This window comes from Bradyrhizobium sp. LTSPM299 (genome assembly GCF_000938235.1).
Taxonomy (GTDB): domain Bacteria; phylum Pseudomonadota; class Alphaproteobacteria; order Rhizobiales; family Xanthobacteraceae; genus Bradyrhizobium.
Genome location: NZ_JYMU01000065.1, coordinates 1 through 11,674, shown reverse-complemented (window position 1 = coordinate 11,674; position 11,674 = coordinate 1). Strand labels below are relative to the sequence as shown.

Sequence of the window (11,674 nt, the reverse complement as noted above, 5' to 3'; positions counted from 1 at the left end):
AGACCGGAGTGCGCCGGGAGACCGGCAAGGAGTAGATGGTGCAAGTCCATCACGATGAAGGAGTAGCGAACCGCATCGACCCCGAGTCATGCGCAGAAGCCCGCGAGGGCATCGGCGAAGCGTTGACAGGGGAGCGCATAGGCCAGCCATTGAGCCGCGAAAGTACCCTCATCCTGGGTGCCGACGTCGTTCCGGTGACGGAAGGCAACACGGATGGGCGCGATAACGCGAGCGCCCAGACGGCCCGGCGTGGTCTTAGACACTGGCATGTGCGCACGCTCTTTGCGTGGGAACCGGGAGATCTCATGGTCGGCCAGCACCAGCATGTGTGCTGCACTGGCCCGCGTCGGGAAGGCGAGGAGCCGTAGCCGATGATGTACGATCATGAGAAGTCTGACCCCGTCATAGTAGCTGTGAAGCCGACGAACAAAGCCGGGCAACCGGCGGCGGAGTTGGTGGAGCCAAGGGCGGGGGCCGAGGGGAATGCGAGTCAGCAAAGCACGGGCCGGGCACAGTACCGGGGAACCGTGTCACAGGCGCTGGAGCGCATACGGCAAGCTGCAAGGCAAAGGAAGAAGGAGAAGTTCACCGCGCTCTTCCATCACGTCAGTATTGATCACCTCGCAGAGGCATTCTCTGAACTCAAGGAGAATGCTGCAGCTGGAGTGGATGGGCTGACATGTCGGGATTACGAGCAGCACCTTGAGCGCAATCTTGAGGACCTGCATGCTCGCGTCCATCGGGGAGCGTATCGGGCACTACCGGCGCGGCGGGTCTACATACCCAAGCCGGATGGTCGGCAACGCCCGATCGCGGTCGCCGCCCTTGAAGACAAGATCGTCCAGAGGGCGACGGCTGCGGTGCTGAGCGCGATCTACGAGGAAGATTTCCTCGGGTTCTCGTATGGGTTCCGACCCGGACGCAGCACGCACGATGCGATGGATGCGCTCGTGGTCGGGATCACCAGCACAAAGGTGAACTGGATACTGGACGCCGACATCCGCTCGTTCTTCGACACGGTGAGCCAGGAGTGGCTCATCAAGTTTGTGGAACATCGCGTCGGCGACCGACGTATCATCCGCCTGATCCAGAAATGGCTCAAGGCAGGCGTCCTGGGAGACGGGATCGTGACGGTCAGTGACAAGGGGACCGGGCAGGGATCGGTGATCTCACCGCTTCTGGCCAATCTCTACTTACACTACGTTTTCGATCTCTGGGCCGAGCGCTGGCGACGGCGTGAGGCCGCGGGCAATATGATCATCGTGCGCTACGCCGACGACCTCATTGTTGGCTTCGAGCACGAGACCGACGCCCGTCGCTTCCTAGACGAGATGCGTAAGCGGTTACAGGAGTTTGCACTGTCGTTTCATTCGGAGAAGACCCGGCTGATCGAGTTTGGACGCTTCGCGGTGGAAAACCGCAAGCGGCGCGGGCTCGGTAAACCGGAGACCTTCACCTTCCTGGGCTTCATCTTTATTTGCAGCAAAACTCGTCGGGGTAAATTCCAAATCAAACGGAAGTCTCGGCGGGACCGCATGCAAGCAAAGTTGCAAGCCATCAAACAGGAATTGCGACGGAGCATGCATCAGCCGATTCCCCAGCAGGGAAGATGGTTGCAGCAGGTCGTCACCGGCTACTTCAACTACCACGCGGTGCCGACAAACAGTTCGACACTGACCGCGTTCCTATTCCACGTTACCAATCTCTGGCGGCGCACGCTGCGGCAGCGGAGCCAGAAAGACTGGACGACTTGGGAGCGGATCAAGCGGTTGGCAGACGACTGGCTTCCGAAGCCGCGAATCCTTCATCCGTGGCCACAAAGTCGCTTCGCCGTTAGACACCCAAGGTGGGAGCCGTATGCCCGAATTGGGCCCGTACGGATCTGTGCGGGGGGCGCGAGGTAACTCGCGTCCCTACCGCGAAAGCTACCGACACAGGGTCAGAGCGACGCGATTGACCCGAAGCGGGCGCTTGGAAGCGTATTTTCATTGGCCTAAGAGCAATGTTTTCTTCGTCCATCTGATCTGGGCCGGAGCAGTTGCCTCTCGTCAATCGTCGAAAGTTCCTCCATAATTCCATTTTTGCGCAATCGATAGTCGATATCAGGAATTGTGATGACCTGTGCATCGCCGGATATTGTGATAGTGGGTGGAGGCATTGGCGGTGGTGCGCTGGCGAGCGTGCTCGCCCGCGATGGCATCAAGATCGTCGTGCTCGAACGCGAGACTGTCTTTCCTGATCGGGTTCGCGGCGAATGGATAGCGCCCTGGGGCGTCGCGGAGGCGAACCGGCTCGATCTTCTTAATTTGCTGCAGGAGCACGGCGGCCTCTGCATCTCGCGCAACGTTCTGTACGACGAAATCTGGTCGTCGGATGCCGCCGAGCGGCATGCGTTGGATATGACCGTGATGCATCCCGAAGCGCCAGGAGCGTTGTGCATTGGTCATCCGCTGATGTGCAATATCCTTCACGACGCGGCAGTTAAGTGCGGCGTTAGGTTCGTCAGGGGCGTCGAGCACATCGAGGTGACCCCAGGTGCTCGGCCTGCGGTGTCCTTTGTCCACGACGGAGTGACGACAACACTGTCGCCCCGTCTCGTCATCGGGGCGGACGGGCGTAATTCGCAAGTCAGGAAGCGGCTCGAGTTTCGCGTCGAAGCCGATCTGCCGCACAGCATTATCTGCGGCATGCTGGTGGCCAATGTGCCGGATTGGCCCCGCGACGTGCAGGCGATCGGAACCGAGGAAAGACTCCATTATTTGGTCTTCCCGCAGGGCAAGGATCTAGTTCGCCTCTATGCTTGTTACGATTTTTCTGACCGCGCGCGATTTGCTGGCCCCGACAAGCAAGCCCAGATGCTCCGTGCCTTTCGGTTGAACTGTCTGCCGCTGGGCGAGGCGATTGCGGCAGGCACTCCGATCGGACCACTGAACGGAGTTTCAAATGAGGATCATTGGATCGACGATCCGACGGCACCTGGCGTCGTGCTGATCGGCGATGCTGCCGGCCACAACGATCCCATTACCGGACAGGGCGTCTCGATTACGTTACGTGATGTGCGATTGACGAGGGACATTCTCCTCTCCGGCGGCGGAGACTGGAGCCAGGGCGACTTCGCACCTTATGTCGAGGAACGGCGTGAACGCATGCGCCGGTTGAGGATCGCGGCCCGTCTTGCAAGGCAACTCAGGGTGGAGTTCGGTCCGGACGCGAAAGCGCGCCGGGCTCTCGTGACTATGCGTGCAGCTGAGCGTCGCCTGTCCCCTTACCCGGCCGTGCTGATCGGTCCCGAGCGTCTGCCGCCGGAAGCCTTCCTGCCAGAGACAATTGAAAAGCTGTTCGCGGCTTAAAATCAGCATTTCAAAACGTCAGCTTCTGGCACGTTTGAATCATACCGACGGACGCGGACAAAGTCTGTTTATGGCGGGAGACCGGAAGTGGCTCACCGAATGTGAATGACCCAACTGAGTGGGCCGGCCCCATTCATGGACGCCGCCCACGGAGCCTACTGGGTTTGTCTAAATCGTATCGATAGCCGACACGGTCCGACGTAGACATTCCAGATCACCATCGATCAGGAGGAGGCAAATCTATTTCACATTCAGGCACCATAGGTTCCCGCTGCCACCCACAAACCAACGAGCACCATGGCTGCGCCTGCCATCCGCGCAATCAGCTGCCCATAGGGAGCAATCTTCTCGATAAGTACATAGACCGCAAGTCCAGCATTCCACACTAGATTCATGACTCCCCCGGCAAACAACAACGCCATCAGGAACCAGCAGCAACCAAGACAATAGGCGCCGTGCCTCCAACCAAGACGGAAGGCGCCAGCGGCGCCCGGTCTAAAGTGCTGCGCAAGATATTGGGCAGGAGATCGGCAATGTTCCAGGCATACAGCCTTCAACGGCGTGAGCTGGTAGAGGCCGGCTACTATTAGTAGTGCGGCGGTAAAGATGGGATTGATGCTCCACATCATCGTCTGATGAATGAGGGCAGCGCGCTCCAGACCCCATTGCAGCCCTGTAGCGGCCCCACTGAATGCGGCCCACGAAAAAAGATACCAAAACATCTCCAGTGCCGACCCAAGCCACAGTCGGAACTGAAACCCCATAGGCGAAAAGCGTGAATGCAATGACATCATGAATGGCGCTGAGCCTTGAGGCCAACATATCAACCAAAGCGACTACGAGCGCCATGCCGCAGGCTTCTCTTGTCCGCGCAGAACCTTCGGCCAAAAATCGAAATATTCGAAGCCGTCAATTGATGACTACATCCAAACAGCGAAATCGATAAGCTCCTCCCCTTGGGCTTATCGCCGTCAAGAACTCAAAGCCGCGCGGCTTGAGGGCGACGCTTACGCTAAATGTCAATCCATCATCTTTTCGCCGCAAGCGATTGACACGGCCAATGCGAGAGGCGCGAATGCAATATTCACGGAGGCCCGGTCCATGAATTCGAGGCTAGTGCTAGGGGCGGCTTTTTTTGTCGTATTTTTGTCTGTCGTCCCTGCTTCGGCAGTTGAGCGTGATCAGGCTATTGAGAATTGTCGCAAAACGGTCGGTAGACCGATCTTCACTGAATGCATGCGCAGTCGTGGCGGCATGGAAACTTGTCGGGCAGTGGCCCGGCCGCAGGTCAGAGCGTGCGTTCGAAGTGCCATGGGCGGTGGCCAGTTGGGAATGAGAACATATTGCACTGCGCGCAAAAAAGCGTCGGGAGCACCCTGCCTTTAGTGGACGCGGTATGCCCAACGCAATCGCCTGTGACACATGAGGGTTGGTTAGGACAAGCATCTTACCGTCAATCGACTGACCTCGGGTATTTCCTACCGCGAGAAATATAGCTCGAAGGAGAACGGTCGGGAATGTTTCTTCTTGGCCCGTTTGAGACATGCCGGCAGCCACTTGGCATGTCTGCTAATCGATGAAGACCGAAAGTAGTCGGTGCACGGTCAGAACGTCGCGAATGAGACTCATTGCGGACACTGACAGGTTCAGTCGCTTGTGCTTTGATGTGCTGGATGAGATCCCGGGTGCGTCATGCCAGATGAACACGTTCAGCGGCGGTTAACCGCGATACTCGCGTTGGATGTCGTGGGCTACTCTCGAATGATGTGAGCCGACGAGATTGGGACGTTGGCGAGCCTAAAGGCGGTCCGTCGCGAGATCGTCGACGAGAAGATTGAAGCCACGACGTGGTTCTTGAACGGAAAAGATTACGTTCGATCGTCCTATTACATGGAAGACCCTGCGACCGAGTTTGATATCCAAGGTCTGGAACTCGATTGGGTCGGGGTTTGCTGGGATGCCGATTTTCGGTCGGTCGATCAAAGATGGCAATTCTATCGGTTCTCGGGCACGCGGTGGCAGAACGTCAATGATGACAACCGCAAGGTCTATCTCACCAACGCTTACCGTGTGCTGCTGACACGCGCGCGACAGGGGATGGTCATTTACATTCCGAGAGGTGATCCCATCGACGCCACCCGCCCGCCGGCCTTTTACGTTGGAACGGCTGCGTTCTTATCGAAGCGTGGATTGCCACTTCTTGACTGAGAACTGCTGTAGGTGGAGAGCCGGACGAAAGTTGGCCGCAGGCCGACATCTTCCGTAGCATCTGTGCGAATCCGCACTGCCCGTCAAAAGCTCAAGAAGCTGCTCCTGTCTTGATGAAGGTTGTGAACCCCTCATCTCCAAGGGTGGCTGTTTCCCGGAATGAACCCGGTGAACCCGATGACGGCGCGCCAGCTCAGGCGCGCCTGCGATACCACGGCCCAGATGGCCGAGCTCGGCAAGCCGGTGTCCCCGCACACCCTTCGTCACAGCTTTGCGACGCATCTGCTGGAGCAGAACACGGCGCGCAACAGCTCGAGCAGATGCGGCGAAAGCATCACGCAGCGGTCCTTGTTGGCCGCAGGGACAGCGCATCTGCGGGGAGGGGACTTGTCACCTGGGTTGCTGCCGGGATAGAATCCGCAATGCTAGGTCCAGAGTGGCGCCGCCCCAGGATTGCCGACGGCGCGGCCGATCGCGCCAGCTTGCACATCGCCAGGTTTCCTGTTGGAAGTTTGCGGTGGCGCTCGACGGTTCGCCGAGTTAGTCTTACCCAGATTAGAACGTTCAAATTAGCCACCGGCGCCTGTTTTTTGTTGTCGAACGGAATGTGTTTGGATTAGGCGCGCTCGGCCCGTTGCAAGGGGACAACGATGCAAGCGATTGCCAATTATTCCGCCGCTTTTTTGCTCTGCATCGCAACGCTGTTTGGTAATTCCGATGCATCCGCGCTCGAGATGAATCAGGCGATAGAAGCGTGCCGCAATTCGACCGGCAAGCCCGCATATGTTGCCTGTAAGCAAGGTGGCGGAACACACGAGGCCTGTTTCGGCAAGGCAAGATCACTCGTTCAATCCTGCGTAAGAAGCGCGATGATCGCGGCACACCCCAAAGCCGCGCTGTTCTCGGCAGATAAGCTATCCGCTCCGCTTTCCCAGGGAAAACCGGATGCGGCGGACATTGCAAGGGATGCCGCAGCCAGTCTCGTCGCTCCCCCGAAAAGCGTTACGGATATCAGCGCGGTACTCGAGCGGCAAAAGCCCGATCCAGCCGCGACCGCCACGTTAGCGGCGACGGCTGACGCCGTAGTGCCAACGGGTGTAAAGGGCGCCGAACTAGCCGACTTCTATTACAAGCGCGCACAAGCACGAGTGCTTATCGGTCGCGTCGACGCGCTCGACGATGCAGAACTCGCGGTCAGCAATGCTCAGGGCGGCAGCGACTACAAGAACCTGGGTAGTCGGTACGAGCAATTGCTGATGCGGCTGCTCCGCGAAGCCGGACAGATCAAGCGCGCCAACGTGTTGCTAACCAAGCAGCTGGCTTTCGCCAATCAGTTGAAAGGAAGATTGTTCGTACTCAATTTCGGAATTGCGAACGGCTATTTGAGAAGCGGCGACATAAATACTGCGGAATCATATGTCGCGCGCAATCGCGCGTTGTTGACTGAGGCACAGCGGTGGCCAAAATTCCCGCTATACGGGATGGCTTGGCAAGCTTTGGTTGAGGACGGTAACGCACGTCTTGAGGAAGCGCGTGGTCGGTTTTTAGAAGCGGAGGCCGGCTACCACAAGGCTGCGATACTTTACACAGGTTCGTTGAAAACGGTTTCCCAGTGGGAAAGCAAACCTCCGGAAGGAGATCTGGAAAGGTCTGCTGACTGGGCTTTGGCTCTCGAGGGGCGCGCCAAGGTGAAACAAGGCAGAGTGGGCGAGGGCGAAGCCGACGTCAGGCGTGCACTGCTCAGCCGTCTGAGCAAATCCGGCAAGTTCCATGCGGATACCGCAGGCGTCCTCGCGACCCTCGTCTATGTGATCCAGGAACAGGGTCGCTACGCGGATGCCGAACAACTTCAACGCCAGGTTATCGATATCTATCGAGGGCTCGGATACGGCCCTGAGTCGGGACAAATGGTCAACGCCAATATGTTTCTGGCACAAATTTTGAATCTCAGGGGGCAGTATCGAGCGGCGTCCCAGCTCTACGACCAGATCGATGTCTGGACCGGCAAATGGGAGCCGTCGCGGCGCGAAGCCGTCAGTAATGGTCTGGCGCGAGTAGCCGTCATGCTGTCGGAGGGCAACAACGATAATGCGCTCGAAATCGCCCAGCGGACATACGAGCGCGAGCGTCAAAGATCCGGAGACAAAAGCCTGAATACAGCGCTTTCGCGCGGTTTTCATGCGATCGCTCTTGCGCGTAAGGGCAGAACGTCCGAAGCGCTACAAGCCTTCCGCGAAAGCTTACCTGTTCTCCTGTCATCCTCTGGCGGTGGAGATGAAGACAGCGGCAGCACGGCCGCTGCTCGCGAGGGGCGAATTCGGTTCGTGATCGAAAGTTATCTGCGGCTGCTCAGTCGCGATCCATCTATTGTGCCTGACAATATTCTGGCGGAGACGTTCGGTTACGCCGACATACTGCGCGGACAATCGGTTCAGCGAGCGCTGCAGGCGTCTTCAGCACGTTCCGCGGCCAAAAATCCTGAGTTGGCGCAGCTGGTGCGTACCTCACAGGACACCGACAAAAAAATTGGCGCGGCCGTAGCCGCGCTCAATATCCTGTTGAGCTTGCCGACGCCCGAACGTGATGGGAAGGCGCTCACCGACACCCAGGCCGAGATTGCCCGGCTGCAAACGACACGCACGCTGATACTGAAGGACATTGCGAAGAAATTTCCGGACTACGGGAATTTGGTCAACCCTCCAGCGCCGGGTTTTGCGGACTTGCAAAATGTGCTCACGAACGACGAAGTCCTTCTCTCTTTCTATTTTGGCAGGTTCGACAGCTTTGTCTGGATTCTCAGAAAAGACGGACCGGTCCAGTTCAGGCGCATAAATATTACACTTGGGAACCTGAATTCGAAAGTGGCCAAGCTTCGCGAAGCTCTCGAACCGGCCGCGGCCATGATCTCCGATATTCCCGCCTACGATCTGAAGCTTGCCTATGATCTGTACGCTACTTTGCTAAAGCCAGCGGAAGCGAGCTGGAACCCAGCCAAAAATCTGATCATCGCAACCAACGGCGCGCTTGGCCTGTTACCGCTATCGTTGCTGCCGACGGCGCCCTCGGAGATCAATGTCGAAGACGATCCATTGTTTTCCAGCTATCGACAAGTGCCGTGGCTGGCCCGGACCCACGCCGTGACGATCGTGCCTTCGATAACCGCTCTATTGACGTTGCGCAGGCTGCCCCCCGGCACAGCGTCGCGTCAGGCATTAATCGGCTTTGGAGATCCGCTGTTCAGCAAGGACCAAGCGGTGCAGCTGGAAGCGAACGAAACTGCGGCGCAAGTGGCCGACACCTCCAATGTCACCCGCGGAATGCCGCTGAAGCGGCGCAACAGCCCCAAGCTGGAAGGGGTCGACAGTATGCAACTCGCGCAGCTTCCACGACTTCCCGACACCGCGGCCGAACTGAAATCGGTAGCGCTCGCACTGCAGACGGATCCGACCAAGGTGCTCTATCTCGGCAAGGCTGCAAACGAAAAGAACGTCAAGACGACCGATCTGTCAAAGTTCAAAGTGATCGCGTTTGCCACGCATGGTTTGGTTCCCGGCGAACTTGACGGCTTGACCCAACCCGCGCTCGCCCTATCGGCGCCCGCGGTTGCGGATACTGATGGGGATGGTCTACTCACGATGGAGGAGATCCTTTCGTTGAAGCTCGACGCCGACTGGGTCGTTCTGTCGGCGTGCAACACAGGAGCGGGAGTCGTGGCCGGTGCAGAGGCAGCCACCGGCCTGGGCCGTGCGTTCTTCTATGCCGGGACGCGGGCATTGCTAGTCACAAACTGGTCAGTACACTCGCAGTCAGCGAGGCAGCTGATGACCGACCTGTTCAAGCGTCAGGCTGACGATCCGAAATTGACTCGCAGTGAAGCGTTGCGGCAAGCGATGATGGCCCTCGTCGACGGGCCAGGCTATCTCAGCAGCGACGGCAGAACAGAATTTGCCTACGCGCATCCGTTGTTCTGGGCGCCTTACACGATCATCGGTGATGGCGGCGCTCGCTGATTGGCCGCGCCGAGCCGGAGGATAACTTTGAGAAAGTATTTAAAGAGAACGATGTTGCTGAGCTGCGTTGCGGTGGTTATTGCAATTTCAGGCCACGCGTGCGCGACGCAGCTCATTACAGAGCAAGAAGCAAAACTCCCACCGCCGAAGGGTGCCATCGTAGCGGACAGGCGCGGGATCCTGCGTGGACCAAAGGTTGAGTTCCTTTCACCGGGCGATACGACGCATTCGCCATTGCACCTTCAGTTGAAGTTCGAAGCGTTTGGCGGCGCGAAGATTGATCCGGAATCTGTGAAGATGACCTTTCTCCGCACACCCAATGTCGACCTTACGCCGCGCATTAAGCCGTTCGTCCAACCCAGCGGGCTCGATATCCCGGACACGGAGATGCCACCCGGCGAATACATGGTTCGCGTCGACGTCAAGGACAGTGACGGACGTCCCGGCAGTATCAGCTTCAATTTAAAGGTCGTGTCCTCGCCATGATCCCCTGTCCGTTTTGCCGGTCTGAAAATCCAGACAATGCCTTGGTCTGCATCAATTGCGCGCGCGACATCGCGCTACCGGCCACGTTGCTGGCCGAGCGCGACGATCTTCTCCGCAAGCGCGACGTTCTTCGTGAGGAACTACGCTGCGCGAAACAAGAGATCGAGATAATCATGAACCGCAGAAGGTCCCGATAGCCACCGATGGAATGCCCTTTTTGTGCCGAAACGATCAAGGATGAGGCCATTGCGTGCAAGCACTGTGCGCGAGACTTGCGCGTGGTTCGCCCGATGCTTTTCGAAATCCAGGATATTGTGGTGGAATTGGAAAAGCTGAGGCACGATCTCGATCGCGTCAACACCAGACTCGAGCGAAACAGGAATCCGCTACGATACTTTCTCTCTCATATCATTGTGTACGCCGTGATTCCTACGCTACTTCTGGTGAGCGTGCACGTGATGGTCACGATCGTACTCAACATTTCACCGCTCCCGCTTCGGCTTGCATCGGTGATCATCCCGCTTTTATTCGGGTTCATGGCCTATCCACTAAACAAGGTCTGGCTTGAAGGGGCGCTGGCGCTGGGCTTTGCGACCGCTGCTCTGAGCGTGACGTCAATGCTAACGATAACTGGGCTTCATGATCAAGTACCGATCGTGCCGGGCTCCTGGGTCGAATGGCGAGAAGTCATCGAGTATGGCTCCAGTATTCTGCTCGCCTTCGTGTCGGGTAATATCCTGGGAGCTCTGATCTTTCAGGTGTTGCCGAATATACTTGCGCAGCGTGGCAAACCTAATGCAGCTGCCTTCAAGATTGCGCGGTTGCTGGGTGAGCACGTTGGCGACGAGCAGCTTCGCCGCAGGGCGCGCCTGATTCAGGATTTTATCCAAACCGCGGGCCCGTTGATTGGCGTGACAGTGACGGCCGTCGGTTCTCTTTATGCCGGGCTGAAAGGTGTTCTGGGTTGAAAACGAGCGAGTGGCCGGCACGGACGTCGTGCGATACGCTTGGTAACAGCGACTTCCGGTTCTGATGTGGTGGACGGCGCCCGCTCCCGGCATCGAAGTGCCGTAGGGTGGTTCGTCGGAGAAGAATCACATGAGGGGAGCCGTCGATTTGCAAATTACCACGATCGGTTTGGATATCGCCAAGAACGTGTTCCAGGTTCACAGCATTTGACGGCCGGCCGAGTTCTTCCATAATTTTCAATGAGCGAACGGCTGCTTCTGTGAAGGTTTTCGGATGCCGGCCCCATGATGGTGGCGCGGCGGACACCGGGGGCCGGCGTACGCAAACCTCCAAAGGAGGCAACCGCGGGAGGTGTGGCAGTGTGGGGCGTCAGACGCTATGGGGATTTCGATGCTGGCGGTCTGTTGCCGACGTACGTTGGATGCCTGTTTGGAAGACGACCGGTGAGGCGACGAGCCCGGTCGGCCGGTCACGAGATGCGGAATTGGAGTCGCGCAGCGGTGGTCGAACGACACGACGGCTATCGATGGTGGCGCGAGGGCGAGCATGATCATTGCTGGTCGAGAGCCGGCGAAGCAGACGGGTAGTCTTATAATTTTGCCGCGCACCGATCTTGATCATGATGTGTCGATCCTGATCACGGCGATGGAA

General features: G+C 58.0%; 9 protein-coding genes. 7 read left to right on the top strand and 2 right to left on the bottom strand.

The window, feature by feature from the left end; translation table 11 throughout:
* Positions 1–86: 86 nt before the first annotated feature.
* A complete protein-coding gene (locus UP10_RS44660) occupies positions 87–326 on the bottom strand; it encodes a hypothetical protein (protein ID WP_044591365.1) in 240 nt (79 codons plus the stop codon).
* Positions 327–371: 45 nt separating this feature from the next.
* Here UP10_RS44660 and ltrA point away from each other — a divergent pair, with 45 nt between their 5' ends.
* Both ltrA and UP10_RS31610 read left to right on the top strand, forming a co-directional pair.
* Complete coding sequence (ltrA, locus tag UP10_RS31615) at positions 372–1,904, top strand: group II intron reverse transcriptase/maturase (RefSeq protein WP_502692203.1); 1,533 nt, start codon at positions 372–374, stop codon at positions 1,902–1,904.
* A gap of 210 nt (positions 1,905–2,114) precedes the next feature.
* The gene (locus tag UP10_RS31610; protein ID WP_044591120.1) at positions 2,115–3,350 is read left to right on the top strand and encodes an NAD(P)/FAD-dependent oxidoreductase; all 1,236 of its coding nucleotides are present in this window, start codon (positions 2,115–2,117) and stop codon (positions 3,348–3,350) included.
* Between the two features lie 251 nt (positions 3,351–3,601).
* On the opposite strand, the gene UP10_RS31605 is transcribed toward UP10_RS31610, so the two are convergent.
* On the bottom strand, positions 3,602–4,072 hold the full coding sequence (locus UP10_RS31605; protein ID WP_245321991.1) for a DUF2182 domain-containing protein: 471 nt from the start codon (positions 4,070–4,072) through the stop codon (positions 3,602–3,604).
* Between the two features lie 1,066 nt (positions 4,073–5,138).
* Between UP10_RS31605 and UP10_RS31600 the strand changes: the two genes are divergently transcribed.
* The 5 genes from UP10_RS31600 (at position 5,139) to UP10_RS31575 (ending at position 11,022) form a co-directional block, all read left to right on the top strand.
* On the top strand, positions 5,139–5,558 hold the full coding sequence (locus UP10_RS31600; protein WP_197086945.1) for a DNA/RNA helicase domain-containing protein: 420 nt from the start codon (positions 5,139–5,141) through the stop codon (positions 5,556–5,558).
* A 147-nt stretch (positions 5,559–5,705) separates the two neighbouring features.
* Positions 5,706–5,972, top strand: a complete 267-nt coding sequence (locus tag UP10_RS46530) for a tyrosine-type recombinase/integrase (RefSeq protein WP_349643989.1) — start codon at positions 5,706–5,708, stop codon at positions 5,970–5,972.
* A gap of 236 nt (positions 5,973–6,208) precedes the next feature.
* Positions 6,209–9,568 carry a CHAT domain-containing tetratricopeptide repeat protein gene (locus UP10_RS31590; RefSeq protein ID WP_044591118.1) on the top strand — a complete coding sequence of 1,120 codons (3,360 nt, stop codon included), beginning with the start codon at positions 6,209–6,211 and terminating at the stop codon, positions 9,566–9,568.
* Between the two features lie 51 nt (positions 9,569–9,619).
* Complete coding sequence (locus UP10_RS31585) at positions 9,620–10,054, top strand: hypothetical protein (RefSeq protein WP_082077341.1); 435 nt, start codon at positions 9,620–9,622, stop codon at positions 10,052–10,054.
* Positions 10,055–10,344: 290 nt separating this feature from the next.
* Entirely contained in the window at positions 10,345–11,022 is a 678-nt protein-coding gene (locus UP10_RS31575; RefSeq protein ID WP_245321989.1) for a hypothetical protein, read from the top strand.
* Positions 11,023–11,674 lie beyond the last annotated feature (652 nt).